Raw genomic sequence first — 25,715 nt, forward strand, 5'->3', positions numbered from 1 at the left:
GCTTAAGCAAAAACTTCAAAAGCGCGATGACGATTCAACCTGATTTCATCGCGCTCGGGTTCAGTACGCCTCAGGGCCATTCGATCGGCTTGAACGGCAACTGCCGGCGGCTCATCTCGCGCTGCAGTTGGTCGGCATATGCTCTCACGCTCGCGCCGATCAGACGGTAACGTCCTCCCAGCCGATTATCCGCGGCGACCTGCCGCCGAACGCTCTCATAGTAGGCCAACAAACTCTCATCGGTCGAATCGCCAAACTTCATGACTGAACGCCCCGAAACGGATGCTTGCACCGCCAAACTTGTTCCACAGGTATTCCAGTCAGGCGTTTTCATATGTTAATTCCCGCGAGCGCCGGTGATCGACTCCCGCAAAAAGCGAGTAAAGTGTGACTAAAAACCCACGGTTCTATCCCCTTGGGAGCGACGGTCCGGAGCGTCGCAGCGCATAATTGCAGGTTCCATCGGCTATTGCTGGCTCGCCAGGGTCAGGCGGCCGCGAGATGCCTTCGCCGGGCCTTGCCTCGAAAGCGCGACCGTGGTGTTGCCGCTTGCGAGCTGCAGGGCGAAATAGGCGACCGTGGCTTCGATGCCTTTCCTGAGCGGCACGCGCGGGCGCCAGCCGAGCACCTGCTCGGCCGCGTCGATGATCGGTCTGCGCCGCTTGGGATCGTCCTGCGGCAACGGCCGGAATTGGAGCGGAGACGTCGAGTTGGTGCAGGCCAGCACCTCGCGGGCGACTTCCTCGATCGTCATTTCCTGCGGATTGCCCAGGTTGAACGGCCCGGTGACGGAGGTCGGGCTCTGCATCAACATCTCCAGGCCGCGGACGAGATCGTCGACAAAGCAGAAGCTTCTGGTTTGGCTTCCGCTTCCATAGACGGTGATCGGCTCGCCATGCAGCGCCTGCACGATGAAATTGGAGACCACGCGACCGTCGTTTTCGAGCATGCGCGGACCATAGGTGTTGAAGATGCGCGCGACCTTGACTTCAAGCCCGTGAAGCCGGTGATAGTCGAACATCAGCGTCTCGGCCGCGCGCTTTCCCTCGTCGTAGCAGGCCCGCGGCCCGGTCGGATTGACGTGACCTTGATAGCTTTCCGGCTGCGGGTGCACCTCGGGGTCCCCGTAGACTTCGCTGGTCGAAGCCTGCAGAACACGGGAAGATTTCTTCCGCGCAAGTTCGAGCACATTGATGGTGCCGATGACGCAGGTCTTCATCGTTCCGATCGGGTCTCTCTGATAGTGCCGCGGCGAGGCCGGACAGGCGAGATTGAAGATGCGGTCGACGTCACCCTCCACGGAAAGCGGGTTGCGCACGTCGTGCTCGATGAAGTGGAAGTTCGGGTGGTTCAGCAGCGGCCGGATGTTACGGAGCGATCCCGTGAAAAAGTTGTCGACGCAGATCACGGTGTCGCCGCGCTGCAGAAGCGAGTCGCACAAGTGCGATCCGATGAAGCCGGCGCCTCCGGTGACGAGCGTGTGGCGAGCGCTGCGATCATAGTTTCGGGTGGTGATGGGCGTATGTATCGTCATCATCTCCTCAAGTTACATTTCCGCGACATGCATGGTTCGGCCGGCGACATTTCGACGCGGTACTTCCAGCCGTCGGCTTGCCGCTTCCAGATAATAGTTCTCCAATTGCTGGGCCCGGTGGTCGGGCGTGTGGTCGCGCAGGATGCGCTGACGCGCGTGCTCGGCAATCGACAGGCGTGTGTCCTCGGGCATTTCATTGATGATCTCGATGACCTCGCGCGGGCTGCTGGCAAGCAGGATCTCCGATGAGGGGGCGAAGATCGTCTCGAGACCGGACCAGCGGTCCGAAATGATCGGCGCGCCGCAGGCCGCCGCCTCGAACAGGCGCACGCTGGGCGAAAAGCCGAGCGAGCGCATATCGGCCCGTGTCACGTTGAGCGTAAAGCGCTGCTGTGCATAGAAGGTCGGATGGTCCTGCGGAGCGATGTGCTCGATGCGTTCCACATTCCCCGGCCAAGCGAGATGGTCGGGGTATTTCGAACCTGCGACAGCGAAGCGCTGCTCCGGATGCTCCAGTGCTGGCGCCAGCAGCAGCTTTTCAAGCTGCAACTGGCGGTCGTCGCTGTACGTGCCGAGATAGCCGAGTGACCATTTGGGTTTTGCCTTGCGCGGCCGATACAATGCGAGGTCCGCGCTGCAATACAAGGTGCGCGCCATCGGGCTGCCATAGACGTCCTCGATCATGCCGGGGACCGGGCCGCCCGAGAACGACAGATACAGATCAAAGCGCGGGATCATCGCCGCCGAAATATACTCAAGGCCGTCATCGAGACCGGCGAGCGTGACCGGCGTATCGATGTCGTAGAACGCCGTGAGGCCTTGCGTGTGTGCGGTGACCCATTCGGCGATCGCGATTCCATCGGGCACATAGGAGCCGATGATGACGAGATTGGCATCGCGAATGAGCGGACCGAACAGCCGCGGCATGTCCTGCAGGTGCTGATAAAGCCGGACGGTCCAACTCGAGGGCTTGGTCAAATCGCGGTTGTTGCGATACCAGGGCATGTCGCGCTCGAGAAAGGTGACCCGGTGGCCGCGCCGGGCCAGCGCTTCGAGCAGGGCGCGATAGGTGGTCGCGTGCCCGTTGCCCCATGACGAGGTAACCGAAAGTCCGATGACGACGATTTTGAGGTTCATTCCGCGGCCTCTGTCCTGATGTTCATGCCTTCGAGCAGTTGCTGAAATTGGCGGGCCCGATGCCTGTATGTGTGATGGGCCAGGATGCGCGCTCGCGCGCGCCGCGCGATGGCGCTCGCGCGCGTGGGTTCGAGCATATCGAGATGCCCGGCCACCTCGTCGCCGTTCGCGGCCACCAGCACTTCGGTGCCGGGCTCGAGAAAGTGATCGATGCCGTCCCAGGCATCGGTGATCAGACAGGCGCCCGCGCCGACCGCCTCAAACACGCGGGTTGGCGGCGAAAAGCCGTATTTGGCCATGCTGTCTCGGTTGATGTTGAGGGTGGCGAGCGCTGATGCGAAGAATGCATTGTGCTGACCGGTGCCGACATGGCCGGATTTGCGAATGTTCTGCGGCATCGGTTTGGAATCCCAGCCCGCTCCGCCCAGTACAAAGCTCCTTGCCGGCAGACGGTCGGCCACCTCGATGAAGAACTGCTCGACGCGCCGTTCGCGATCCGGCAGACGGTTGGCGAGCAGGCTGAGGTCGCAGGCAAATTCCGGTATCGGCGGCGCCGGATGGTGTGTCGCCGGATCGAGCGCGTTGTAGATTGGGACGCAGTCGCGCGCCCCCGCTGCGCGATAGCCCTGCGCGACGGGCTCGCCGCCGCCGTAAGTGAGTACGAGGTCGTAACAAGGGATGGCGCCCCGGAGGTGATGGCCTGGATCGGCGGCAATTGCTTCCAGCGTCGCCGGCGCATCGACGTCCCAATAAAGGCGCAGCGCCCTTGACTGAATTTCGGCGACCGCGTTTTCCAATTCGATGTCGAATACCCCGACGCCGCTGGCCTTGACCAGGATGTCGGCCGATCGTGCGGCGGCGGCGAGCGAGCGCTGCCACCCTTCTGACGTCGCGGGATAGATCACAACCGTGGCCCAGGACGGATCGTCGATGTCGCGATGTGCCTGGCGGGCGAATGCATCCGGCTCGAAGAAGGTGATGTCGTGGCCGAGCGCCGCGATCTCTTTCAGGATGCCGCGATAGTAGGTCGCGGCACCGTTCCAGTAGGATGAGACCAGGCTTGAACCGAAGAAGCAGATCTTCATGCGACAGCTCCCTCGCATTCCGGCCGCGCCGCGAGGGGCCGCGAAGTGCGGATCTGGTCGACAAAATCGAGGAGCTCGCGCGCGCGGTGCCGACAGGTGTGACGTTCCGTTACGAGGCGGAGGCCGGCACTGGCGGTCGCGGCCGCAAACTCCGCATCATGCGAGAGCGTCCGCAGCGCGTTGCGCATCTGCGCGCCATCGGCTGCCCTGACGTAGGACCCCGGCGTGAAAAGGTCTTCTGCATCCTCCCATGGCGCCGAGACAATCGGAATTCCGCAGGCCATGGCCTCGAACATCCGGATGGTCGGAATGCCCGGCAACGCACGAACATACGGACCGCGCGGCACGTGAACGGTCATCCGCGCGCCGGCGAAGGCGAGCGGAGCCCGATGTGCCGGAAGCCAGCCGCCGAATTCGATCCCGGCCGCTTTGATTTCGTCGAGCGCCTGCTCGGGATAGCGGACCCCGAAAATCGTGGCGCGGAGCCTGAGGGTTGCCACGGGCTCGATGAGATATTCCCGCAGTTCGCTGCTGCGCTCGTCATCCCCCCAGTTTCCGATCCAGACGAGGTCCTGAGTCTTCGTGATGTGCGTTAGCGGGCGATAAAGCTCTGTGTCGGCGCCCTCGTGCCAGGTGAAAGCCCTGTTCGCCCAGCCGAGGCCAAGGTAGATCTGGCGCAGCACTTCGCCGAAGGCGAGAACCCCGTCGAAGCCGTCGAGGTCGAAGCGTGCGAGTTCCTCGCGCGCGGTGACGGCGCGATGGTGCGTGTCGTGGAACAGCAGCGTGAACGGCGCGCCTTGTGCACGACGCCGGCCGACGCGTTCGATCAGATCAGGCGAATTCCACTCATGCACGATGACCAAGTCGGCCACATCGAGCGCCTCGTCGAAGTCGAACGATTGATCGTAGAGCCGGACCGAAATGCCCGGGAACATCTGCGGCACTTCGCGAAGCGTTTGGTGGCCCCCGTCACGGATCGCATTCAAGCGACTCCAGCCATCTGCCGGCTCGTAGACGACGACGTGATGGCCGAGCCTGTGCAGCTCGCGCGCTATGCCGCGCAGGAAGTGCGCATTGCCGTTGTTCCAGCACGAGGAGAATGCGTGATAGAAGAGAACGCAGTTCATAGGGAAGCCTCGAGTGCCGGGGTGAGGGTCGGCTTCGGCCCGGGCGCGAGCAGGCCCTGATAGAGCACGACGTAACAATCGATCATTCGCCGCAGCGAATAGTTTCGTGAGCGCGCCGCTGCGGCCTGCTGTAGCGCCGTGCGTTTCGCGGCATCGCCGCTCAGCTCGGCCAAGGTTCGGTGAAGCACGGTCGCATCGGTCGGATCGACAAAGAAAGCCGCCCCATCCCAGAGCTCGCGAAAGGTTGGAATGTCTGAAAGGACGAGCGCGCATCCCGCCGAAGCGGCTTCGAGAACGGACAGACCAAACGGCTCGTAAAGAGCGGGACTTACGAAGATCGCGGCCCGCCGCATTAACCGAGCCAGTTCGGCATGGGAGACTTGACCGAGCAACTGAATTGCCGAGGGACCATTTTGAGAGCTCTCCGCCGGTCCCGCGACCAGGACCGGCCAATTGAGCCTGCCACCCGCGTGCAGCAGTGTCGAAAGATTTTTGGCTGCGTCCCACATCCGCCCCGCGGCGAGGATGAAATCGCCTTTTCGATCTGGAGGTGCGTCGGCCGACGCAATGCCGTTCCAGATCACAAAGCCGGGCGAGCGAGGCCGATATAGATCGACAACTATATCGTGATAGGCCCGGCTGGGACAAACCCAGGCCTGCGCATGATGCAGCCCGGCAGCGACCGCTCCCGCATAGTTGCGCCAGCGCGCCTCCGATAGCCACGCGGTGTCCTTGCAGGCAGCCGCCCACGAATTGACGCAGGAATGCGCGCCAATGACTGCGGGGCAGTTCCACTCGAACGCCGCTTCGCGGAAACTGTTGAGATGAACCATGTCCGGCCGCAGCCGCGCTTCGAGCCCGCCGAGGAAGCGGCGGGCGGCCGCCACGTTGCGCCCCTCCGGATCCTGCCATTCAAGGGCGAGCGACGTTTCGACCAGATGCACCGATGACGCCGAGATCATCGCGCGCTGATCCTCGCGTGGCGGCGGACCCATCGTGACGAGATGGACATCGGCGCCCCGGCTCGCGAGCGCCGAGGCGAGTCCGCTTGCGTAGGTCCAGACGCCGCCGATGGTGTCGGTCGTCAGCAGGATCCGGAGATCCGACAAGCGGTTCATCAGATCACCTGCGCTTCTAACGCGCTCAGCGGCATGGGGCGTTCCTCCTGAACGTCGCTGAACTGGTTGAACATGGCAAGATAGTGCGCATGGGCGCGCTCCCATGCGAAATCGTCGGGCTCGCCCCAAAGCCTCCGGTAATCCGGCGAGCCGGGATAGGGATAGAGCGGCACGGGATCATTGGCCCAGACGCCATTGTCCTGCATTTTCCTGCGCCAACGCTGCACGACCGGATCGTCGTCCTGCGGCATCTCGATGAGATTGGCCTGGACGAACGGCACGTGCTTTCGCGCGTGGATCAGCCGATCCGCGAGCTGGTCCGTTGTCATCCTGCAGTTCTTGGCAAGCGCCGCGCGCCCCTCGGCGGAAAGACTCTCGACACCCGCCTCGATCGAGACGCAGCCGGCTCTGCCGAGAAGCTCGAGCATCTCCGGCTTCCAGAGATCGATGCGAGTCTGCACGCCGAATTTGAGGCCGCGCCCGACCAGGCCCTTCAGGAGCTCGGCATTTGGCAGAAAGATCTCGTCGATGAAATAGATGTATTCAGCGCCGCGGCGACGCAGGTGATCGATCTCCGCGAGGATGATTTCGGGCGGACGCTTGCGATAGGCGTTGCGGAAGTTCTCCTTGGCGCAGAACGTGCAGTTATAGGGACAGCCGCGTGAGGCCTCGACTTCGGCGCCGGGACCAACCGGCTCCGCTTCGAAGCGATGGTGATGATGCTGGTGCCGTTGCACCATTTCAGCCGGCCAGTCGAGCGGCGGTTGATCGGAGAAGGCCACCGCCTGCGGTCCGCCATTGACGCGGACGCGTCCACCATTCTCCCAGCATAACCCCACGAAGTCGCGCTCGCCGTTTGCGAGCCGCAACAGACTGTGCTCGCATTCACCCATCACGATGATGTCGGCCGCTAGCTTCTTCAGCGCGGCGCGTGGCGTCGTCGAGCCGTGCGGGCCGACCGCGACAAGCGTCGGGGCGAGATCGCGAAGCGCGAATGTCAGCTCTTGGGGCACGCGCAGCTCCGGCGGCGCACAGCGCCAAAACAGGTAGGTTGGTGCCGTGGTCACGACGATCATGTCGGGACCAAAGGCGCGCAGTTCAGTCTCGATCTGGGCGAGCGAGAGACCGAACATATGCGCGTCGAGCAACAGGGTGGGATGCCCGGCCACGCGGAGATAATGCTGCGCAATTCCGAACTCGAGCGGCAGATGTGGCGATCGACAGCCGAAATAGATGCTGCCCTCGAAATGCCAGTTCGGGTTGATCAGGGCGACGCGCGTCATGCGAGCGCTCCACGGTTTCCCAAGGCGCTTCCGAAGCGGCTCCCGAGCCAAGCTTGCAGCGAGGACAGGCCGTCAACGAGGGACGTGGTCGGCTGCCACCCGACCGCGGCGGAGAGCGCGCTGACATCGCTCACATACCAGGGCTGGTCACCCGGCCGCCAATCGGCGAAGCCGAATCTGATGTCCTGATTCGTGAGATGCCTGAGCAGCTCGATCAGCTCGAGCAGGCTGACGGAGTTCGCGGCACCGCCGCCCAGATTAAAGATCTGTCCGCGTGTGCGCTCGATCTTATCGAGCACCGCGATCCAGGCCTCGGCGGCATCCGCGACATAGAGCGCATCGCGCACCTGCAGCCCATCGCCGTAGATCGTGAGCGGATCGCCGCGCAGGGCAGAGAGCACGAAATGCGCGATCCAGCCTTGATCCTCGGTGCCGAATTGGCGTGGCCCATAGATGCAGCTCATTCGCATCACGACCGTGCGCAGGCCGAAGACCCTGGCGTAATCGCGTACATACTGGTCCGCCGTCCCTTTGGAGCAGCCGTAAGGACTGTAAAAATCGAGGGGCGCGTTCTCGGTCATGCCGCATGCCAGAGCGGGATCCGCGGGGACATAACGACGGCCGCTCCTTACGATCTGGGTGTCGTCAACGAGCCGGCCATAGACCTTGTTGGTGGAAGCAAAGATGACGGGAGCGCCTGGGTTATGGAGCCGCACCGCCTCAAGCACGTTGATGGTGCCGCGGGCGTTGGTCTCGAAATCCTCGAGCGGACGATCCAGGCTGCTCGTGACCGCGACTTGGGCCGCGAGATGCAGCACGGCGCGCGCCTCGCGGACGGCGTCAATCACGGGAATTGGATCGCGCACGTCCGCGACCGCAATATTTACGCGATCGGGATGACGGGACCGCAGCCATTGGGCGTTTTCGCGAACGCCGGACCGCGCGAGGTTGTCCAAGATCATCACCTGATCGCCGCGCGCGGCGAGCCGATCCGCCAGATTGCAGCCGATGAAGCCGCATCCGCCGGTGACGAGAATGGGCTTGTCGCGACCCTTGCTGTTGATCATGCCACCAGTCCTCGCCGCAGGAGTTCCTCGGTCGCTCGTTCCGCCTGATCGTCGGCGACTTGATCAGCCAGGTAGCCCGCGAGTTCGTCGAGCCCTTCCTCGAAGCCGACGCGCGGCTCGAACCCCAATATCGCGCGGCTCTTTTCGATGTCGGCGAAGCAATGCCGGATGTCGCCGGCGCGGTATTTTCCCGTGATATGCGGTGCCAGCGCCGGGCGGCCCATCACCCGCGCGAGGTCCTGGGCGACCGACAGAATGCTGCGACTCCGGCCGGACCCGATGTTGAAGACGTCGTTGACGTGGTCCGTTTCCAGCGCAAGCCGGCAGGCGCGGGCGACATCGCGCACGTGGACGAAGTCGCGACGCTGCAGGCCATCTTCGAACACGAGTGGCGGGCGATCATTGAGCAGGCGGGCGGCGAAGATCGCGAGCACGCCGGTGTAGGGATTGGAGAGTGCCTGGTTGGGACCGAAGACGTTGAAGAAGCGCAGCGCGATCGTGGCAATGCCGTAGGCCTTTCCGGCGATCAGGCACATCCGCTCCTGCGCGTATTTGTTCAGGGCATAGATCGAGCTCAGCGAGGGCTGCTTGGTCTCCGGGGTTGGCAGAGGGACGAGGTGGCGGCCCTGCGCATCCTTCAGTTCCCATTCGCACCGTTTGAGCTGGTCGATCGAACGCTCTTCCGGGGAGACGACTTGGTCGTCCGCAGTGCGGCCCAGCCCTTCGCCATAAATACTCATCGACGAAGCGACCAGCAGACGTTCGACCGGACGCTTGGTCAGTGTCTGCAGCAGAATCGCGGTCCCGAGCTCATTGGCCCTGACATAGCTCTCGATGTCGTACATGCTCTGTCCGACGCCGACGCTCGAAGCAAGATGGACGACCATATCGACGCCGCGCAACGCGCGATCGACGGAAAATGCGTCGGTCAGGTCACCAACGATCAACTCGGCATCCTTGTTGAGATAGGCCGGGCGTTGGCGAAGAGGGCCGTGAACCTGGGGCGAGAGGTTGTCGAGCAGCCGGACTTCGTAGCCGGCGCGGAGCAGCACATCGGCGACATGCGATCCGATGAAGCCCGCGCCTCCGGTGATCAGAACTCGTCTCATTCGTCGGCTCTCCTTCCAGACTGAGCGGATTGCGACCGTTCGTTCTTGGAGTGGAAAGCGCGTTTCAACCACAGAGCGGATTGAATTTGCGTAACGTGCTCATCACTCCGCAGGTTAGAAGCGAAGCAACGAATGATGGTTCCTCAGCGACGTACAAACGAAAATTTCTCTAACATACATCAATAACGCAGGTGAAATTCGTAAAGCTCCGGCCAATCTGATCAGAATGACCGTCCGTGGCGAAGCGCCGGCAGGTCCAGATGCTGGGCAACAGTGGCGCCGATATCTGCGAAGCCGATACGTTTGCCGATCGGCTCGCGCGGATGGCCGCCGCAGAGAAGGATCGGGACCTGCTCACGCGTATGGTCGGTTCCTTGCCAAGTCGGATCGCAGCCGTGATCGGCTGTGATGACGAACAAGTCGTCGGATTTCAATCGCGACAGGAGATCGGGCAGGCGTTGATCGAATGCTTCCAGGGCGGCGGCGTATCCCGCGATATCGCGACGGTGGCCATAGACGCTGTCGAAGTCGATGAAGTTGGCAAACAGCAGTCCGCCATCGCGGAGCTCGTCCCAGCCCTGGACCGTGCGATCGAACAGGGCGTTATTGCCGTCGCCTCTCTTGTTACGGCCGGTTCCGCGATGAGCGAAAATGTCGTCGATCTTGCCGATCGAGATGACGTCGCGGCCGTTCGCCGTCGCAACGTCCAGTATGGTGTCTTCGGGCGGCGGCACTGAAAAGTCGCGCCGGTTGGAAGTTCGCTTGAAAGTCTCCGGCGATGCACCGCGGAAGGGCCGGGCAATCACGCGGCCGATGTTGAGCGGGTCGACGATGGGGCGCGCAATCGCGCAGAGCTCATACAGGCGCTCCAGCCCGAAGGTCTCCTCATGAGCCGCGATCTGAAACACGCTGTCGGCGGAGGTGTAGCAGATCGGCTGACCGGTCTTCATATGCGTCGAACCGAGTGCGGCGATGATGTCGGTTCCGGATGCGTGGCAGTTGCCGAGGACGCCGGGCAGATCGGCTTGCGCGCACAGGCTGTCGATCAGCGCTTGTGGGAAGCAGGGCGTCGTCCGCGGAAAATAACCCCAGTCGAATGCGACGGGCACGCCGGCGATTTCCCAATGGCCCGACGGCGTATCCTTGCCTTTCGATTGCTCACTGGCACAGCCGAAACGGCCCATTGACGCGGTGCGGTGTTTCAACCCGGGGGGATGACGTCCTGTAGCGAGACGGCAGGCCTCGCCGAGGCCAAGTGCGATGAGGTTGGGTACGCGCAACGGCCCGGTACGCTGCATGTTATCGGCTTTTCCAAGCGCGCAGGCCTCGGCGATATGACCGACCGTATCGGCGCCTTCATCGCCGTAACGTGCGGCGTCCGGCGCGGCGCCGATTCCGACCGAGTCCATCACGAGGATCATGGCGCGCATAGCGGAACCTCTCGCAAACCGCTCGATCGGGATGGTGCGCGGCTGGCACGATCGCAATAGCGCTCGATCATGCGCGCGCAAAACTCCGCGAACTCCTCCGGCTCGAGTGGGGGGCTGGTGTGATGCGGCGCAATGCCCCGGTGTTCCGGTGTGAAGCAGAGGGTCAGGGTCACCTCGAACTCCGACAGCGCATCCATCTGCCGGTCGAACCAGTCCAGAGCGTTGGGCCTGAAGCTATCAGCCCAGGACAGTCCGGTCCTCAAGTGGCGCACGCCAAGCCGCCGCATCCAGCGTACGGCGTCGTCGAGCCGGTGGTCTTCAAAATGGAACCACTGACACAAGCCCATCATGGGCGAATGCTGCGCGAAGGCATCGAGCGCAGGCTTCGGCGTGCCATCTTCGCGTAAGAGGCCCATGTGAAAATGCCGGTAGTAGGCGGAGCCTTCCGCCTCCTTGTGCCGCGTCGTCGCCTCCCAGGTGGCGGGTAGATCGTACAGGCTGTACCAGTGAATTCGCGGCGCGCGTCCCACAAGCAATTCGGCGGTGCGCTGCACGCCCCAAGCCTGCACCTCATCGGCGCCGAAGGACGAGACGCCGACCTCCGTCACCCACACGGGGACGGACACCAGCGCCTGAATCTCGGCCAGCTTGTCCGGCCACTCGTCGATTTTCCACAAATTCCAATCCAGCGGAAACCCATGCACGGCGACCGCCTCGACATGATCGAGCACGCCACGCGATTTCATATTCTCGATGAAGCGCGGATCGATCGGGGAGATGCCGCCGAGTACACGCGGCAGGGTTGGATGCACGGCGCGTATGGCCTTCGCCGCCGCGATGGCGGTGACGGCAAACTTCTGCCAATCGGGATCGATCAGGATGTCCCAATGAGATTTGTTGTTCGGCTCGTTCCAGATCTTGGCCGCTTCGATCATCGCGTGGGACCTCGTGACGGGTACACGGGACCATCCGCTTGCGGCCGCTCGACCTTTCTGCAGAGATACACCTCATCCTCCGGATGCGCCAGAATTGTGAAGCCGGCGCTGCGCAGCATCGCTTCCACGCAGGCACGGTTCGGCGCCCACCAATTGGTGGGATCGTCGGCGTATTTGTGTTCGATGAAATGCAGTTTCGGATAGCCCGGACTGTCGAACTGCTCCGCGGTCCAGAAGTCGTAATTGTTTTCGATGGCATCCACGCGGCTATCGCCGCGCAGCATCGACTGAAACAGCAGCAGGTCGCGCGCGACGTGCTCCTGAATAAGATCAAGCGCGAGCAGGGGGTGACGAAGGTGATAGAGCACGCCCATGAAGATCACGAGATCGAAACGCTCGCCCAGCGAACCGACGTCGTAAGCCGACAGCCTGCGGAATTCGATCTTGAGCCCCTTCACCTCGGCCGCGAACCGCGCCTGCGCCAGATACTCCTCGTCCGTATCAAGGCCCAGTACGCGGGCGGCGCCGCGGCGCTTCATCTCCATGGCATAGAACCCGGCGTTGCAGCCGATGTCGAGAACCGACTTTCCCTCCAGATTCTCTGGGATGACGGTGGAAAACCGCCGCCATTTCACCATGGGGTAGTCGCCGAGGAAATGCGAAGGCGCCGTGGCCACGCCGTTGAGGTCGAGATTGTGAAACCAGGGTCCGAGGGCATTAATGCGTTGTCGGATTTCTTCTTTCGAGAGCGCGGCGCTGGTCACGACACGCCTCCGCCGAAAGCGCGCGTCGAAGCGGCCATGCTATCGGCGACCGAAGCGGCGCGGAGCTTTGAGGGCCGATGATCGATGTCCTCGTTGGATGCCAAGAGGGCCATCGCCGTGCGATAGCCGTGGATGGTTCCGACATCGACATAGGACTCGCCTGCCTTCACCCCGATGCCGCTGCCGCCGGATGCGAGATAGCTGTTCACCAGCGTGCCGAAATATTCGTCCTGACAGCCTCGCTCGCGCCAGAGCAGCTGCAGGTCGCGGAAGCCGGAAGCCGACATCTTGAAGGCGCCCCAAATCCAATTCGATGCGGCATCGAGTTTCTTGACCTGGATCTCCTTGACGCGATCACCGTCGAGCACGACGGCATCGAAGAATTCGGGATGCTCGACGGGAAACAACAGGAATGACAGGTCGGCATCGGGCAATGCACCAAGCGCGGTCTTCGGAAACCAGACTGTGTCGGGCAGGCCCACGACGACCTCCTCGTGGTCGCCGACCACCGTGCCGGCCCTGAATACGGCGTCGCACAATCCTGATGCCTGTGGTTGCACCACATAAGCGAGCTGCGCGCTGCCGTAATGGTCGCCGAAATATTCCAGGATGTCGGATTTGCCGGGGGAGATCACGAAGCAGATCTTGTCGGCACCGCCCAAGATGAGTCGCTCAACCAGATATTCCGATACTGCGCAGGGACGATCGGCTCCTCCGTCGCTCCGGCTGCCTACCGGAAGCAGCTCTTTCGAAAATGCCAGCGGCTGGATACGGCTGCCGCGGCCGGCCGCGGGTACCACGCCCCACATCTCAAGCCTCCTCTACGAGCTGGCGGGCGCAGCCGCGTTCCGAGCGTTCAAGGAACTGAACCAGTTCGGCTGCTCGCCGCGCCGAGCTGTGCTGATCAAGCGCCCGTTCCCGGGCCCGCCGGGCGATGCGCTGCAAGGTGCCGTCATCGTTCTCGAATGCGGCGAGGGTGTCATGTTCGTCGCGAACCAGGATGATCTCCTCACCAGCTTCGAAGAAGTCGGCGATCCCGTCCCACGCATCGCTGAGCAGCGGCGCCCCACATGCTGCGGCCTCGAACAGGCGACCTGAGGGACACCAGCCCATCTCCGCCATGGCGTGACGGGTGACGTTCAACGTCATGCGCGACGACGCGAAGAAAGCGGCATGCTCCGATGGCGGCAAGTGCCGCACGAAGTAGATATTCCGCGACCACGGAAAATCCTGCGGATACTGCGCCCCGCCGATCAGAAAACGCAGGTCCTGGCGTCGGCGCGCCGGTTCGACGAACAGCTTCTCGAGCGCGCGTTGCCGATCTTCCGAATAGGTTCCGAGATAGGATAGATCGGCTCTGTAGTGCGGTTGGGGCGCGACGGGTCGATGCACTTCGGGATCGACATGTCCGTAGAGCGCTGCGATCCGGCGGACACCCAGCCGCCGCTGAAATTCCTCGAACACGCGCGGTCCGCCGGTGAAGCTGAGCACGAGTTCGAAGTCCTGCAGACCGCGCGATCCGATGTAAGGCACGGCTTCGCCGGTGCGCAGCTTTGCCAGCGTGACCGGCGTATCGAGATCGTAAAAGACGCGAAGACCTCGGGCCTGGTCTGTGACGAGTTCGGTGGCCGCAAGTCCGTCGGGGCAATAGGAGGTGACGATTGCAGCGTCGGCATCGTTCACGTCTGCGCTCGCTCGTGAGCGGATGGCGTCCCAGGAGGGATACAGTTCGAGGCGTCCACCGGCGAGCTCAAAAACATCCCTCGTGCCGGCGTAGTAGGGCACATCGCGCTCGTAGAAGACCACATCGTGCCCGATACGCGCGAGATTCTTGCACAATCCACGCCAGAGCGTGGCATGACCATTGCCCCATGACGAGGAGATCGTAAGACCGAAAATGACGATCTTCACGCAGGCACCCTCTGGTTGATTCCGGTGATGTGAATGCCGCTGCCGTCTACCGAGAGCGTGCTGATGCTCGCAGGCGCGACCTCTATGGCCGGGAAGTCGTCGAGTGAAAGTCCCGAATAATGCAGCAGCGCGGCCCTGATCGGCTCGGCATGGCTGACGATCACGACCGTGCCGCCGGCATTGCCATTGCGGAGCTGTTCCAGATGTTCGACGACTCTTTGTTGCAGGGACCGCATGGTCTCGCCGTTCGGAGGCTGACTATCCCCCCGCCGGCTGTTCCAGCGCGCCCAGCCGGGATCATCGTTCAGCTCGTCGAACCTGCGCCCGGTCCACTCGCCGAGGTCAATCTCGTCCATCGCAGGTGCGATCTCGACGGCGAGGCCGAGGCGCGACGCGAGGATGTCCGCCGATTGGTGTGCGCGCCGCTGCGGACTGCATTGGATTGCCGTCGGCGGTGGCACCAGAAACTCGGCGCAGCGCGCGATCTCGCGGCAGCCCCTTTCGTCGAGACCGACGCCGGGCATGCGCCCGCACAGCACGCGCTGCAACAGCGCATGATGGCCATGGCGGACGAGATGAATCGCTTGCACCATGACGGCATCACGCCTTGTTATCGATGAAGGCGCGCGTGCGGCGCCGCGCCTCTTCATCAGTGAATTGCTGCGGCGGCGATTTCATGAAGTAGCTGGAGGGGCCTGTCAGCGCGCCGGCGATGCCGCGATCCATCGCGAGCTTGGCGCAGCGGACGGCATCGATCACCACCCCGGCCGAGTTCGGGGAGTCCCAGACTTCGAGCCTGACCTCGGCGGTCAGCGGCGAGCCGCCGAAGGTGGTGCCTTCGAGCCGGATATAGGCGAGCTTGCGATCGGTGAGCCAGGGAACGTGATCGCTCGGCCCGACGTGAATGTTTTCGGCCCCGAGCGGAATGTCGAACTGGCTGGTCACGGCTTGCGTCTTCGAAATCTTCTTCGACGTGAGCCGCTCGCGTTCGAGCATGTTCTTGAAATCGGTGTTGCCGCCGAAGTTGAGTTGATAGGTGCGGTCGAGCCGAACGCCGCGTTCGCGGAACAGGTTGGCGAGAATCCGGTGGAGAATAGTGGCCCCGACCTGGCTTTTGATATCGTCACCTATCAGGGGAAGACCGGCCTCTTCGAACCGCACCCGCCATGCCCGATCGGATGCGATAAAGACGGGAATGCAGTTGACGAAGGCGCAGCCGGACTCCAGGGCGCGCCCGGCGTACCATTCCGTCGCCTTTTGCGAACCCACCGGAAGATAGGAGACGAGCACGTCGGTGCGCGATTTTCTCAGGACGTCCGTGACGTCGGCCTCAGCCGTCGAAGCAATGGGCACGTCCTCCTCGAGATAGTGGCCGATGCCGTCGAGCACGGGCCCGCGCTGAACGATCACGCCGGTCTCCGCGACCGGCGCGAAGCGACGCGTATTGTTCGGCTCCGCCAGAATGGCTTCGGCGACGTCGCGGCCCACTTTCCTTGCATTGACGTCAAAGGCGGAGGTTATCTCGATGTCGCTGACGTGATAGCCGCCGACATCCGCGTTCATCAAACCGGGGACCGGCTCGTTGGATTTGGCATTGCGATAGTAGGTCAGTCCCTGAACGAACGAACTGGCGCAGTTGCCGACGCCGACGATGCCGACGCGAACGCGACGGCTGTCTTGAAGACGGGAATGCATCGATCAGTATCCTCCGGCACGCGCCAAACGTAAGTACGTTCGCGAACGTGCCAGGCTTGCGTTCGTTCCTGAGCCCAACAGGGACACGGCGAGCGGTCGCGGAATCGGCAGGACAAAATCGCAAAAGCTTAACCTAGTATAGATTTCCGGCGGACAGCCTGGGAACGAATAGCAACTTGGAAGATGAAGAAGATGATGATGGCATGATGGCCGCGCTTCGATCGCTTCAGGAGCGGATCAATCGAAGAACGAATTTCCGTCTGGTGCGTTCTTCGCCAAATGGAGCCAGCCAGTCGAGCAATGCTTGTTGATGAAGCTGGCGTGACGATTCAAGGTGGGAAGTTACGATGAGCGCGACCAAAACAACCGCGGATCACGAGGCGAGGACCACGACGGACCACAGGACCATCCAGAAATGGGCGGAAGAACGGGGCGGCAAGCCGGCGACGGTTCGGGCGACCGAGGAGGACGGCCATGCCGGGGTCCTTCGGATCGATTTCGATCCGAAGGAGAAAGCCCTCGACCCAATCGATTGGGACGAGTTCTTCCGGAAGTTCGACGAATCCAAGTTGGCGTTCCTGTATCAGGACCATACCAAGGATGGCGGACTAAGCCGCTTCCATAAATTCGTCCATCGCACATCGACACGTTAAACTGAACAATGGCGGCAGCGCGCGCCGGCGGTGACGGGGAGTCTTGTGCATTCGACGACTGGGTCGTCGCCATGCGCAGAGGCGATTTCGAGCGCGCCTGGGAGATGACCGACCGAGACCTCGCCGCGCTGTGCCCCTCCGGTCGCGGCAAGCACGAGGGCCCCCGCCACGAACAGCGCATCTGGCGGGGGGAGGACCTATACGGCAAGCGGGTGCTGGTCCGCTGCTATCACGGGCTCGGCGATACCATTCAATTCATACGCTTTGCCCGGCCGCTGCGCGAGATTGCGCGCGAGGTCATCGTCTGGTGTCAGCCCGAGCTGGTCACACTCGTTTCGCGCGTCGATGGAGTCGATCGCATCTTGCCGCTTCATGACGGAGCGGCGGACGTCGATTTCGACGTCGATATCGAGATCATGGAAATTCCCCACGCAATCAGGGCGAAGCGGGAGCAGGTGCGGCTGCGCGGGCCTTATCTGACGCTTTCGCGGCCGGTCCGGCGGATTCACAAGCGTGCCGATGATCTTGCCATTGGCCTGCTGTGGAGCGTCGGAGATTGGGATAAGCGGCGCGCGCTTCCCTCTGCCGAACTCCGGCGGCTGGATATTCCAGGCGTTCGTCTCTTCTCGCTGCAACGCGGCGCGGCGGCAAAGGCGGCCAACGAGATCGGGGCGATTGATATCAGCACCCCTGATCTCGAGACCCTGGCTCGGCGGCTTCTCGCGCTTGATCTTGTGATCTGTCCCGACACAATGATTGCCCATTTGTCTGCGGCGCTTGGCTGCGAAACCTGGATACTCCTGCATTGCGATTGCGATTGGCGCTGGCCGAGTTCCGGAAGCACGAGCTTCTGGTATCCGAGCGCCCGGCTGTTCCATCAGGCTACGGCAGGCGATTGGCGCACCGTCATTGATGAAGTCAGATGCGCCATCATCTCCCGCCTGCAGGAGCGAAGGCGAGGGTTGCCTTGCGGGATCAATGTGGGGCGGACGCCGCTGCCTCCTCCGGAGCGGCCGGCTTGAGCAGCTCAAGCTCGGAAGGCTTCGGTTCGCGCAAGTGCAAATAGTCCGGATTGAACCCGGCGAGGTGGACGAGCGCCCGCCAATCCACAATCGTGATCATTTTCGATTGCCAATGTAAGAGGCGCTTGCGGCGCAGTTCCTGGATGATCCGGTTGGCGTGAACGGCCGAAATGCCGCACGCGGCGGCCAGATCGGATTGGGTGAAGGGTGAGGGGAACCGGTAGTCTCGCGCTTGCCCGACCGCGCGCAGCCGCAACGCAATCTCGCAAATCAGATAGGCCACACGGGTCAAGGAGTCGCGGCTGCCGAGATTGATGATCCAGTTTCGCAGCGATGCGGCGTCGGCGAGGCTCAGCAGCGAGAGCGCACGCGACAGGCTTGGCGAAACCGATGCGACCTCGTGAAAGAATGCATGGGGAACGAACGCGACGACGGCAGGCCCGAGCGTGCTCAGATTGGCCTCGGCCCTCGGCCACTTCAGCATCTGAATGTCCGGCACGTCTCCCGCTACGTAGATCGAGGTGATCTGCCCGCCGACATTGTCGGCATCCTTCCAGCAGAGATAGCCCTGCAGGAGCAGGCAGCAGCAATTCGGCTGGTCTCCCTTTCGCCAAATGTTTTCATGGGACGCAAAATGCCGGATCGAGAACGGCATTTTTGCCAGCAGATCGAGGTCACTGGCCGATAGTTCGGCGATGCTGGCGAGTCGGTCGGCAAATTTGGTGTAGGCAAATCCTGTTTGCATTCCTTTCAAGCCCGTCGACCGTTGGGCGGTTGCTCGCGCCCGATCAATGTTGGCCAAGCGCGAACGTTCCTACTCGCAAAGGCGCGGCAAGCTTGAGCCCGTCGCTCGCTGCGGGCTGTTGCCAGTGCCCCGAGTGCCGTGCCCTTCCGGAACAAGGGCTGGAACCCAGACGTTTGCTGACCGTCCGGCTCCCACATGGGCGATCGATGCGCATTCGTCTCTGGCTGATTCCGGCGGCCGCGATCGGCGCCGCGGGCATTCTCGCCGCGTGGTTGATCACCGCGCCGCAACCCGCGGCATCGAGCATCCCTGCCGCGGCATTCGAGAAAAAGGGCGATCCGGCGAGAGGCCGCCTCATCTTCGCGGCCGGCGATTGTGCGTCCTGCCATGCCTCGCCGGGACAACCCGACCGGCTGCGGCTGGGGGGCGGTCTCGCGCTGGCTTCGCCTTTCGGGACGTTTCGGCCACCCAACATCTCCATGGATCCGGTCGACGGTATCGGAGCCTGGCAGGCCAAGGACCTCGCCAACGCGCTGCTCAGCGGCGTGTCACCGGATGGCCGGCATTATTATCCGCTGTTTCCATATCCGAGCTTCGCGCACATGACGGTCGACGACGTGGTCGATCTGATGGCCTATTTGCGCACGCTACCGGCGGTACATGGCCGGGCGCCGCCCCACGAAATCAGTCCGCTGTTTCGGATTCGCCGCTTGATCGGTCTCTGGAAGCTCATCTTCTTCGATCGCACGCAGATCAAGCCGGACATGCGACGCGACCCGGAATGGAACCGCGGCCGCTATCTGGTGGAAAGCGTCAGCCATTGCGCTGAATGCCATTCCGCGCGCAACTTGTTCGGCGCCATCGAGGAGAGTACGCGGATGGCGGGCGGCTTGGATCCGACGGGCACGGGCTTCGTTCCGAACATCACGCCGCAGCATATCGGCAACTGGTCGAAGCAGGACATTGCGGAGATGCTGAAGACGGGCATCACGCCGCTTCATATGCGCGTCGGATCATCGATGAGCGAGGTCGTGACCGACACGGCGATGCTGCCGGAGAGTGACCGGCAGGCGATCGCCGCTTACTTGAAATCGCTGCCATCGCGGCCGACGCCGGAACCTTAGCCCGGTCCTGCTGCGTCATAAACGGCTCTATCCCCTCATCCTCAGAAGCGTGCGCGAGCCAAGCGTCTCGAAAGATGAGGCCGGCTTCGGGGGCGGGCTCGACCCGGGGGCATGCTCAGACAAAAATTAGCGCGATGACGGTTCAACCGGATCTCATCGTGCTCCAGGGTCAATGCGAATAGAGGTAGGCCGCGACGTCGCGTGCTTCGGCTTCCGAGATGCCGGACGCAGGCATTACCGAGTTGGGCGAAAGACTTTGCGGCGCCACGATCCATTGCACCAGATGGCTAGGCGTGTTGGCGGCAACGCCCCCGATATAGACGCGGTGGATGAGGCCCGACAAAGGTGGGCCGACCTGGCCGTCGGCGCCGGGAATGCCCGATATGGTGTGGCAGCCGGCGCAGCCGTAACGACGCAGGACATCCGGCGCGCGCGACGGCTCGCCGCCGGTCATGGCGCGGGCGATGCTTTCCGCCTGCTGCTGCGACGACCAGGCCATCGTGGCCACGACCGCAACGGCAGCCACGCCCAGGGCGAGGACTCCAAGGCTTGCCCAGTGGCGACTAGATCGCGGCATGGATGTCTCTTGCTTTCTCGCCCGCGCGGCTGATCCAGATCGCCATCAGCGCGAGCGCTGCGCCGGCATAGACCGTGCCGGCGGGGATCCACATGATGAGCCCCGCGAGCTGCTGGTCTTCCAGCGGTGTCAGGCCGAAGCTGAGAGCTGTGGCGGTCTGAGCCTGGTAGAGCACCCGCGGCGCCAGCGCCATCAGCGCGCCCAACGCGGTGGTATGCAGCATGGTAACGAACAGATGCCAGGCGCCGGCGCCGATTTCGTTGCGACGGAACACCGACCACCAGAACAGCAGCGCGGTGACAAAGAAGCTCAGATGCTGCAAGCGGTGCAGCGCGACGTTGGTGACCGCAGCGTCGAATAATGGCGGCGCGTGCCAGGCCCAGATGGCGATGCCATGCAGGATCGTCGCGTTGCGACCATGGCTCAGCCAGTTCCATGCGGCACGGACGGGACCGGATCGTATCAGCGTCGCGGTGCCGATCCGCAATTGTCGCGGCAGCGACCACAACAGCGCCCCCAACGGTCGCGCCATCACGATCAATGGCGCCGAGACCGCCATCACGATCTCATGCTCGATCATGTGAAAGGTGAAGAGGTGCTCGCCCAGCCAATGCATCGGCGATACCAGTGCGCCCGCCAGGCTCAGCCAGCCGCAACAATAGGCGAGGTTGCGCCAGGCTCTCACGGCATTGCCGCCGCGGCTGCGCCGATGCAGCGCAATTGCTCCGACGATGTAGAGAATGCCGAGCGTGAGCAGCGGAACGACCACCCAGGGATCGAATGTCCAGGCTGCATGCGCGCGATCGGCATCGACGCCGTGCGCGAAGGCGCGAGCGGTCCCGAGAGCCGCGAGCATGAGTCCAACCGCTATCGTTCGCATCCCGTCAGCACCACAGAGGCTATCGTCTGCATGATCAACGCAAAGCCGAAGACCAATGATGAAAGTGCGCTCAACGCGCCGATGAAGCGGAACGTGCGAGGCGAGCTAAAACCGGTCATGTCGGCCCGAGCCGACCGCCAGGACAGGACGCCTGCGAGACAGGTCACGATCAAGGCCGCCAACGAGATCATCGCCGAGGCATGAATCTGCTTTACGCAATCGGCATAGGAAAGGTTGAGGCCGAGCATCACATTGATGGCCCACAGCAGTGCGGCGACCCAAAGGCCCGCCCATGCCCATAACCTGGCGAGAATTCTGTAAGCCCTCATAGCCGCACGATCCAGTAGATGCAGCCATAGATCGGAAGCCAGGCCGCAACGACAAAATTCCAGTACATGCAGTTGTCCTGCACGTCACCGAATCGGCGCGGATTGCGGCCATGGCGCGTGAAGACCAGCGCAGTCAGCACCAGCGTATCCACGAGGTCCGTAATGATATGGGTCGTGTGCAGGCCGAGCAGGGTCCACACGACCGAGCCGTAGGCGTTGGTGTCCCACTTCACGTTCAACGCGGCGAATTCAAAGGCGCGCGGAATGAGCGGGGCAATTCCCAAGGCGGACATCACGACCATGCCGATGCGGACCTTGCGTAAGTCCTGCTGTTCCGCCCAGCTTGACACCAGATAATTGGGTATGAGGCTGATGACGAGGATGATCGTCACCACTGTGCCGGGCAGGAGGTCCGGTGGCGGTGCGTTGAGCGGCCAGATCGCGGCGAGGCTCATCAAATAGAAATAGATGGCGATGACAAGTGCAAAGCCGGTGCCCTCGATCAGCATGAAGGCCAGAGTGCCCCACCAGGTCACGCTGGCGCTGCGCAGACCGTGCAGCGGCAACCTCGAGAGGTCGGCGACGACGCGTTCTCTCATGCCTCATCCTCCGGTACGCGCTTGGGCCAGAACCAGCCGATCAAGGCGATTGCGACCGGGATTGACCCCCACACCACAGCCCAAGGCGAGAAGATCGACCAGATCAGCATCACAGTCGTGGTGATCGCCGCCCACAGCGGCCAGATCGAGTTTCGCGGCGATGACTCCCGCGCCTCGGGTTCGGCCGCGACCAGCGAGGTGACGACGAGTTCGCGCCGATCCACGCGAAGGCCGTCGGCAACCGAAAGCGCTTCGCGCTGCTCCCACAGCGGATAAGCGCCGTACACGACGGGAATGCGGGCAAAGTTGAAACTCGGCGGCGGCGAAGAGGTTGCCCATTCCAAGGTCGGGGCATCCCAGGGATTGGCGCCGGCGGGCAGGCCCGCACGCGCACTGCGCAGCGCGTCGATGAAGAACAGCAGAAAGCCGGCGGCGAGAACCGCGGCGCTGGCGCTCACGAACAAATTGAGGCCATGCCAGGGCATATCGGGCTGATAGGTGTAGATCCGCCGCGGCATGCCCTGCAGTCCCAGGATATGCATCGGGAAGAAGGTCAGATTGAAGCCGATGAAGATCAGCCCAAACACCCAATGGCCGACAGGTTCGCTCATCATCCGGCCGGTGATCTTGGGAAACCAGTAATAGATGCCGCCGATCAGCGGAAACACCGAGCCGCCGATCAGGACATAGTGAAAATGCGCCACGACAAAATAGGTGTCGTGAACCTGCGCGTCGAACGGGACCGAGGCGACCATCACGCCGCTCAAGCCGCCGATCACAAAGGTGAAGATGAAGCCGATGACGAAAAGAAGCGGCGTCTTCCACACCGGCTTGCCGTCCCAGAGCGTCGCGATCCAGCAGAAGATCTGAACGCCCGCCGGTATGGCAATCGCCATGCTGGAGGCGGTGAAAAAGCTTTCGCCGAGCCGCGGCAGCCCTGTCACGAACATGTGGTGGACCCAAAGGCCGAACGACAGGATGCCGGTCGCGATCAGCGCCATGACCAGCGCCAGGTAGCCGAATACGGGGCGGCGTGCGAAGGTGACGATCAGGGTCGAGACCATGCCGACCGCCGGCAGGAAGATGATGTAGACCTCGGGATGGCCGAAGAACCAGAAAAGATGTTGCCAGAGCAGGACGTCGCCGCCTTCGGCCGGATTGAAGAAATGCGTACCGACCAGGCGATCGAGAATGAGACTCGTGCTTGCCACCATGATCGACGGCATCGCCAGGATGACGAGAAACGCGGTGACCAGCATCGACCATACGAAGAGTGGAATCCGGTCGAGCGTCATGCCCGGGGCGCGCTGCTTGAACACGGTCACGACGATCTCCACGGCGACCGCCAGCGCCGACAACTCGGTGAAGGTGATCATCTGCGCCCAGATGTCGGCGCGCTTGCCGGCGCCATATTGCGGGCCGGACAGCGGCACATAGGCGAACCAGCCGACGTCGGGACCCATGTCGAGGACGAACGAAACCCAGAGCAAGAGGCCGCCGGCCAGATAGATCCAATAGGAAAACGCGTTCAGCCTGGGAAACGCGATGTTACGCGTTCCCACCATCAACGGCACCAGATAGACCGCCATCGCTTCCATGACGGGCACGGCGAACAGGAACATCATGTTGGCGCCGTGCATGGTGAAGATCTGGTTGTAGCGGTCAGGGCCGATCAGCCGCGCTTCCGGCCGCGCCAGTTGAAGCCGCATCAGAATGGCGAGCACGCCGCCGAGCGCAAGGAATGCGAAAGCGGTGAGGATGTAGCGGCGCCCAATGATCTTGTGGTCGACGGTGGCCAAGGCGCTCCAGAATCCTGAAGCCGTAGCCCAGGTATTCTCGAGCGCCGCGTCGACCAGCGGCCGCTCAAGCTCAGCATCGCGCGTATCGGGCCCGATGACGCTCTCGGTCATTTGAGGCTCGCGAGATACGCCGAGACCGACAACAACTCTTCGCGAGACAGCGGCACCAGCGGCATGTTGTTGCCGGGCTTGAGCGTCTGCGGATCGGCGATCCAAGCCGCGAGCGAGCCTCGCGTCGTCTCAAACAGGCCGGCGCCGATGTATTTGCGGCTGCCGACATGCGTGAGGTCCGGCGCGCTCGTGCCGGTCGCCTTTGTGCCGCGCACGGCGTGGCAGGCCGCGCAGGGCTTTGACAGAAAGATCTGCTGGCCGGCGGCCGCTTCGGCATCCGTGGGCTGAGTGGCCGGCCGCCGCTGCGCGTCGGCCCATTTGTCAAACTCGGCCTGCGATTCGGCGATCACGAAGAAGGCCATGTGGGCATGTTGGAGGCCGCAAAACTCGGCGCACTGACCGCGATACATGCCTGCGCGCTCGGCACGAACACTGAGCTCGTTGGGGCGGCCCGGGATCAGATCTTGTTTGCCGGCGAGACTCGGCACCCAAAAGGAGTGAATGACGTCGTCGCCCTCGAGCTGGAAGCGTATGGTGCGCCCGACCGGAATGTGGATTTCATTGGCGGTCACGAAATTCTGGTCGGGCGTCGCGCCGAAATACTGCACGTTCCACCACCATTGCAGTCCGCTCACCTTGATGGTGAGGTCGTCGGCACCCGCGGCGCTGAGCGCGCGCGTGGAAAAGAAACTGCCGACGGTAAAGCCGGTGATCACCATGACGGTGGCTGCGACCGCCACGATAACGGCAATCGCCATCCGGCGCGCCATACCGCGATCAACTACGGTTGGAGTCAGCCGCGACGCGTGGCTACGGGTGAGCGCGCGGATCAGCGCGATCATCACCAGCATCCACACCACCGAGCATGTTGCGACAACGAGGATGATGAGCTGTTTGAGGCTGATCGCGGACGTTCCGTGCACATCCATTGCCGACTGCCACCCGCCGCAGCCGGCGAGCGGCAACAGTGCGGGCAGGAATGACAGCCGTTTGACCGCCGCAATCACGGTGTCGGTCCCTGATCGGGATGAACGGGCGTCGGCCCCTGGTCGAACAGGATTGCGGCCGGCGCGCGGTTCTCGGCGGGACGCGACTGCTTGTCGTCGTTGCGGCTTGGCGCTGCCGTTTTGGCCGAGTAGGCGCCGAGCGTCTGGATGTAACCTGCCAACTGCCAGATCTCGTCGGTGGTCATCTTGTCGCGAAACGCCGGCATGCCGTGCGGTCGTCCGTCGCGGATCGACGCGAAGATCGAGACCATCTCCGGGCCGTAGTACCACCAGCCATCCAGAAAGGACGGCCCGATGCCGCCTTGTCCGTCAGCATGGCATGTGCTGCAGCCGAACCAGGAATAGAGCCGCTTGCCCTGATCGAGATTGTACGCGTTCGTCTCGTAAGGCCTGTTGAGCGCGAAATAGACCTCCGGGGGCGCGCCGGAGATGCCGTTCGGCATCAGCTTGACCTCGTCAAGTGCGCTCGCAATCGGAGGGTCCAGCCGCAATTGCCGTTCCTCTCTTTCGCAACCGCCGAGCATGACGATGCAGATGAGGAGGACGATAAGCCGCATGGTGAAATCGTCTGCATGGACGAAACCGACAACAGCGAAGGGAACAGTAAGTTCCTGCGTCCAAAGCTCTAAGGAACGGGATCATGCGCAGCGCTTTAAGGATGCGAGGGCAGCTCA

The 25,715-nt window shown here is 62.8% G+C and carries 28 protein-coding genes; 4 read left to right on the top strand and 24 right to left on the bottom strand.

Features of this window, described 5'->3' with window-relative positions:
• Nucleotides 1-70: 70 nt before the first annotated feature.
• The 16 genes from F758_RS0129510 to F758_RS0129585 form a co-directional block, all read right to left on the bottom strand.
• Nucleotides 71-334 (bottom strand): hypothetical protein, encoded by a 264-nt coding sequence (locus tag F758_RS0129510; protein WP_245286614.1) that lies wholly within the window; start codon nt 332-334, stop codon nt 71-73.
• 132 nt (nt 335-466) lie between these two features.
• Nucleotides 467-1,534, bottom strand: coding sequence for a UDP-glucuronic acid decarboxylase family protein (locus tag F758_RS0129515; protein ID WP_024511274.1), 1,068 nt, complete (start codon nt 1,532-1,534; stop codon nt 467-469).
• 12 nt (nt 1,535-1,546) lie between these two features.
• Nucleotides 1,547-2,671 (bottom strand): CgeB family protein, encoded by a 1,125-nt coding sequence (locus F758_RS0129520; RefSeq protein WP_024511275.1) that lies wholly within the window; start codon nt 2,669-2,671, stop codon nt 1,547-1,549.
• Nucleotides 2,668-3,756, bottom strand: a complete 1,089-nt coding sequence (locus F758_RS0129525; protein WP_024511276.1) for a CgeB family protein — start codon at nt 3,754-3,756, stop codon at nt 2,668-2,670. The genes F758_RS0129520 and F758_RS0129525 overlap by 4 nt, the downstream gene beginning before the upstream one ends.
• Nucleotides 3,753-4,883: a CgeB family protein gene (locus F758_RS0129530; RefSeq protein ID WP_024511277.1), complete on the bottom strand. Its 1,131-nt coding sequence runs from the start codon at nt 4,881-4,883 to the stop codon at nt 3,753-3,755. The genes F758_RS0129525 and F758_RS0129530 overlap by 4 nt, the downstream gene beginning before the upstream one ends.
• On the bottom strand, nt 4,880-6,001 hold the full coding sequence (locus F758_RS0129535) for a glycosyltransferase family 4 protein (RefSeq protein ID WP_024511278.1): 1,122 nt from the start codon (nt 5,999-6,001) through the stop codon (nt 4,880-4,882). The genes F758_RS0129530 and F758_RS0129535 overlap by 4 nt, the downstream gene beginning before the upstream one ends.
• The gene (locus F758_RS0129540) at nt 6,001-7,284 is read right to left on the bottom strand and encodes a TIGR04295 family B12-binding domain-containing radical SAM protein (protein WP_024511279.1); all 1,284 of its coding nucleotides are present in this window, start codon (nt 7,282-7,284) and stop codon (nt 6,001-6,003) included. Before F758_RS0129540 ends, F758_RS0129535 begins: the two co-directional genes overlap by 1 nt.
• Nucleotides 7,281-8,351 carry an NAD-dependent epimerase/dehydratase family protein gene (locus tag F758_RS0129545; RefSeq protein ID WP_024511280.1) on the bottom strand — a complete coding sequence of 357 codons (1,071 nt, stop codon included), beginning with the start codon at nt 8,349-8,351 and terminating at the stop codon, nt 7,281-7,283. The genes F758_RS0129540 and F758_RS0129545 overlap by 4 nt, the downstream gene beginning before the upstream one ends.
• Nucleotides 8,348-9,460, bottom strand: coding sequence for an NAD-dependent epimerase/dehydratase family protein (locus F758_RS0129550; protein ID WP_024511281.1), 1,113 nt, complete (start codon nt 9,458-9,460; stop codon nt 8,348-8,350). The genes F758_RS0129545 and F758_RS0129550 overlap by 4 nt, the downstream gene beginning before the upstream one ends.
• A 221-nt stretch (nt 9,461-9,681) precedes the next feature.
• Entirely contained in the window at nt 9,682-10,890 is a 1,209-nt protein-coding gene (locus tag F758_RS0129555; protein ID WP_024511282.1) for a phosphopentomutase, read from the bottom strand.
• Nucleotides 10,878-11,825: a glycoside hydrolase 5 family protein gene (locus F758_RS0129560; protein WP_024511283.1), complete on the bottom strand. Its 948-nt coding sequence runs from the start codon at nt 11,823-11,825 to the stop codon at nt 10,878-10,880. Before F758_RS0129560 ends, F758_RS0129555 begins: the two co-directional genes overlap by 13 nt.
• Complete coding sequence (locus tag F758_RS0129565; protein WP_024511284.1) at nt 11,822-12,589, bottom strand: TIGR04290 family methyltransferase; 768 nt, start codon at nt 12,587-12,589, stop codon at nt 11,822-11,824. Before F758_RS0129565 ends, F758_RS0129560 begins: the two co-directional genes overlap by 4 nt.
• The gene (locus tag F758_RS0129570) at nt 12,586-13,398 is read right to left on the bottom strand and encodes a nucleotidyltransferase family protein (RefSeq protein WP_024511285.1); all 813 of its coding nucleotides are present in this window, start codon (nt 13,396-13,398) and stop codon (nt 12,586-12,588) included. The genes F758_RS0129565 and F758_RS0129570 overlap by 4 nt, the downstream gene beginning before the upstream one ends.
• Before the next feature lies 1 nt (nt 13,399).
• Nucleotides 13,400-14,500 (bottom strand): CgeB family protein, encoded by a 1,101-nt coding sequence (locus F758_RS0129575; protein ID WP_024511286.1) that lies wholly within the window; start codon nt 14,498-14,500, stop codon nt 13,400-13,402.
• Entirely contained in the window at nt 14,497-15,093 is a 597-nt protein-coding gene (locus F758_RS0129580; protein ID WP_024511287.1) for a histidine phosphatase family protein, read from the bottom strand. The genes F758_RS0129575 and F758_RS0129580 overlap by 4 nt, the downstream gene beginning before the upstream one ends.
• Before the next feature lie 7 nt (nt 15,094-15,100).
• Nucleotides 15,101-16,195 (bottom strand): inositol-3-phosphate synthase, encoded by a 1,095-nt coding sequence (locus F758_RS0129585; RefSeq protein ID WP_024511288.1) that lies wholly within the window; start codon nt 16,193-16,195, stop codon nt 15,101-15,103.
• A gap of 176 nt (nt 16,196-16,371) precedes the next feature.
• On the opposite strand from F758_RS0129585, the gene F758_RS52835 reads away from it, so the two are divergent.
• The 3 genes from F758_RS52835 to F758_RS0129595 all read left to right on the top strand — a co-directional run bounded on the left by F758_RS52835 (nt 16,372) and on the right by F758_RS0129595 (nt 17,870).
• Entirely contained in the window at nt 16,372-16,506 is a 135-nt protein-coding gene (locus tag F758_RS52835; protein WP_283805882.1) for a hypothetical protein, read from the top strand.
• A gap of 36 nt (nt 16,507-16,542) precedes the next feature.
• Complete coding sequence (locus tag F758_RS0129590) at nt 16,543-16,848, top strand: hypothetical protein (RefSeq protein ID WP_024511289.1); 306 nt, start codon at nt 16,543-16,545, stop codon at nt 16,846-16,848.
• Between the two features lie 71 nt (nt 16,849-16,919).
• Nucleotides 16,920-17,870, top strand: a complete 951-nt coding sequence (locus tag F758_RS0129595) for a hypothetical protein (RefSeq protein ID WP_245286615.1) — start codon at nt 16,920-16,922, stop codon at nt 17,868-17,870.
• Here F758_RS0129595 and F758_RS0129600 read toward each other — a convergent pair.
• Nucleotides 17,824-18,615, bottom strand: coding sequence for a Crp/Fnr family transcriptional regulator (locus tag F758_RS0129600; RefSeq protein WP_024511291.1), 792 nt, complete (start codon nt 18,613-18,615; stop codon nt 17,824-17,826). The two genes, F758_RS0129595 and F758_RS0129600, sit on opposite strands and share 47 nt — an antisense overlap.
• Nucleotides 18,616-18,821: 206 nt before the next feature.
• On the opposite strand from F758_RS0129600, the gene F758_RS0129605 reads away from it, so the two are divergent.
• Nucleotides 18,822-19,739 carry a c-type cytochrome gene (locus tag F758_RS0129605; protein ID WP_035723467.1) on the top strand — a complete coding sequence of 306 codons (918 nt, stop codon included), beginning with the start codon at nt 18,822-18,824 and terminating at the stop codon, nt 19,737-19,739.
• 169 nt (nt 19,740-19,908) lie between these two features.
• Here the strand turns inward: F758_RS0129605 and F758_RS0129610 are convergent, their stop codons facing one another.
• The 7 genes from F758_RS0129610 to F758_RS0129640 form a co-directional block, all read right to left on the bottom strand.
• Nucleotides 19,909-20,316, bottom strand: coding sequence for a c-type cytochrome (locus tag F758_RS0129610; protein ID WP_035723469.1), 408 nt, complete (start codon nt 20,314-20,316; stop codon nt 19,909-19,911).
• Nucleotides 20,303-21,196, bottom strand: a complete 894-nt coding sequence (locus F758_RS0129615) for a cytochrome c oxidase assembly protein (protein ID WP_024511294.1) — start codon at nt 21,194-21,196, stop codon at nt 20,303-20,305. Before F758_RS0129615 ends, F758_RS0129610 begins: the two co-directional genes overlap by 14 nt.
• On the bottom strand, nt 21,184-21,525 hold the full coding sequence (locus F758_RS48220) for a hypothetical protein (RefSeq protein WP_084305724.1): 342 nt from the start codon (nt 21,523-21,525) through the stop codon (nt 21,184-21,186). The genes F758_RS0129615 and F758_RS48220 overlap by 13 nt, the downstream gene beginning before the upstream one ends.
• On the bottom strand, nt 21,522-22,124 hold the full coding sequence (locus F758_RS0129625) for a cytochrome c oxidase subunit 3 (protein WP_024511295.1): 603 nt from the start codon (nt 22,122-22,124) through the stop codon (nt 21,522-21,524). The genes F758_RS48220 and F758_RS0129625 overlap by 4 nt, the downstream gene beginning before the upstream one ends.
• Nucleotides 22,121-24,034: a cytochrome c oxidase subunit I gene (gene ctaD / locus F758_RS0129630; RefSeq protein ID WP_024511296.1), complete on the bottom strand. Its 1,914-nt coding sequence runs from the start codon at nt 24,032-24,034 to the stop codon at nt 22,121-22,123. Before ctaD ends, F758_RS0129625 begins: the two co-directional genes overlap by 4 nt.
• On the bottom strand, nt 24,031-24,963 hold the full coding sequence (coxB, locus tag F758_RS0129635) for a cytochrome c oxidase subunit II (RefSeq protein WP_084305728.1): 933 nt from the start codon (nt 24,961-24,963) through the stop codon (nt 24,031-24,033). Before coxB ends, ctaD begins: the two co-directional genes overlap by 4 nt.
• Before the next feature lie 74 nt (nt 24,964-25,037).
• Nucleotides 25,038-25,598 carry a c-type cytochrome gene (locus tag F758_RS0129640; RefSeq protein WP_024511298.1) on the bottom strand — a complete coding sequence of 187 codons (561 nt, stop codon included), beginning with the start codon at nt 25,596-25,598 and terminating at the stop codon, nt 25,038-25,040.
• Nucleotides 25,599-25,715: the final 117 nt, after the last annotated feature.

Origin of the sequence: Bradyrhizobium sp. ARR65, assembly GCF_000472385.1 — a bacterium.
Classification (GTDB): domain Bacteria; phylum Pseudomonadota; class Alphaproteobacteria; order Rhizobiales; family Xanthobacteraceae; genus Bradyrhizobium.

Bases quoted from the DNA above. Each gene is read 5' to 3' on its own strand.
- F758_RS0129510 (WP_245286614.1), bottom strand. From the start codon at position 334: ATGAAAACGCCTGACTGGAATACCTGTGGAACAAGTTTGGCGGTGCAA.
- F758_RS0129605 (WP_035723467.1), top strand. From the start codon at position 18,822: ATGCGCATTCGTCTCTGGCTGATTCCGGCGGCCGCGATCGGCGCCGCG.
- F758_RS0129590 (WP_024511289.1), top strand. From the start codon at position 16,543: ATGAGCGCGACCAAAACAACCGCGGATCACGAGGCGAGGACCACGACG.
- coxB (WP_084305728.1), bottom strand. From the start codon at position 24,963: ATGGATGTGCACGGAACGTCCGCGATCAGCCTCAAACAGCTCATCATC.
- F758_RS0129640 (WP_024511298.1), bottom strand. From the start codon at position 25,598: ATGCGGCTTATCGTCCTCCTCATCTGCATCGTCATGCTCGGCGGTTGC.
- F758_RS0129550 (WP_024511281.1), bottom strand. From the start codon at position 9,460: ATGAGACGAGTTCTGATCACCGGAGGCGCGGGCTTCATCGGATCGCAT.
- F758_RS0129625 (WP_024511295.1), bottom strand. From the start codon at position 22,124: ATGAGAGAACGCGTCGTCGCCGACCTCTCGAGGTTGCCGCTGCACGGT.
- F758_RS0129600 (WP_024511291.1), bottom strand. From the start codon at position 18,615: ATGCAAACAGGATTTGCCTACACCAAATTTGCCGACCGACTCGCCAGC.
- F758_RS0129545 (WP_024511280.1), bottom strand. From the start codon at position 8,351: ATGATCAACAGCAAGGGTCGCGACAAGCCCATTCTCGTCACCGGCGGA.
- F758_RS0129540 (WP_024511279.1), bottom strand. From the start codon at position 7,284: ATGACGCGCGTCGCCCTGATCAACCCGAACTGGCATTTCGAGGGCAGC.
- F758_RS0129555 (WP_024511282.1), bottom strand. From the start codon at position 10,890: ATGCGCGCCATGATCCTCGTGATGGACTCGGTCGGAATCGGCGCCGCG.
- ctaD (WP_024511296.1), bottom strand. From the start codon at position 24,034: ATGACCGAGAGCGTCATCGGGCCCGATACGCGCGATGCTGAGCTTGAG.
- F758_RS0129595 (WP_245286615.1), top strand. From the start codon at position 16,920: ATGCGCAGAGGCGATTTCGAGCGCGCCTGGGAGATGACCGACCGAGAC.
- F758_RS0129615 (WP_024511294.1), bottom strand. From the start codon at position 21,196: ATGCGAACGATAGCGGTTGGACTCATGCTCGCGGCTCTCGGGACCGCT.
- F758_RS48220 (WP_084305724.1), bottom strand. From the start codon at position 21,525: ATGAGGGCTTACAGAATTCTCGCCAGGTTATGGGCATGGGCGGGCCTT.
- F758_RS0129515 (WP_024511274.1), bottom strand. From the start codon at position 1,534: ATGACGATACATACGCCCATCACCACCCGAAACTATGATCGCAGCGCT.
- F758_RS0129560 (WP_024511283.1), bottom strand. From the start codon at position 11,825: ATGATCGAAGCGGCCAAGATCTGGAACGAGCCGAACAACAAATCTCAT.
- F758_RS0129530 (WP_024511277.1), bottom strand. From the start codon at position 4,883: ATGAACTGCGTTCTCTTCTATCACGCATTCTCCTCGTGCTGGAACAAC.
- F758_RS0129535 (WP_024511278.1), bottom strand. From the start codon at position 6,001: ATGAACCGCTTGTCGGATCTCCGGATCCTGCTGACGACCGACACCATC.
- F758_RS0129585 (WP_024511288.1), bottom strand. From the start codon at position 16,195: ATGCATTCCCGTCTTCAAGACAGCCGTCGCGTTCGCGTCGGCATCGTC.
- F758_RS0129525 (WP_024511276.1), bottom strand. From the start codon at position 3,756: ATGAAGATCTGCTTCTTCGGTTCAAGCCTGGTCTCATCCTACTGGAAC.
- F758_RS0129570 (WP_024511285.1), bottom strand. From the start codon at position 13,398: ATGTGGGGCGTGGTACCCGCGGCCGGCCGCGGCAGCCGTATCCAGCCG.
- F758_RS0129610 (WP_035723469.1), bottom strand. From the start codon at position 20,316: ATGCCGCGATCTAGTCGCCACTGGGCAAGCCTTGGAGTCCTCGCCCTG.
- F758_RS0129520 (WP_024511275.1), bottom strand. From the start codon at position 2,671: ATGAACCTCAAAATCGTCGTCATCGGACTTTCGGTTACCTCGTCATGG.
- F758_RS0129580 (WP_024511287.1), bottom strand. From the start codon at position 15,093: ATGGTGCAAGCGATTCATCTCGTCCGCCATGGCCATCATGCGCTGTTG.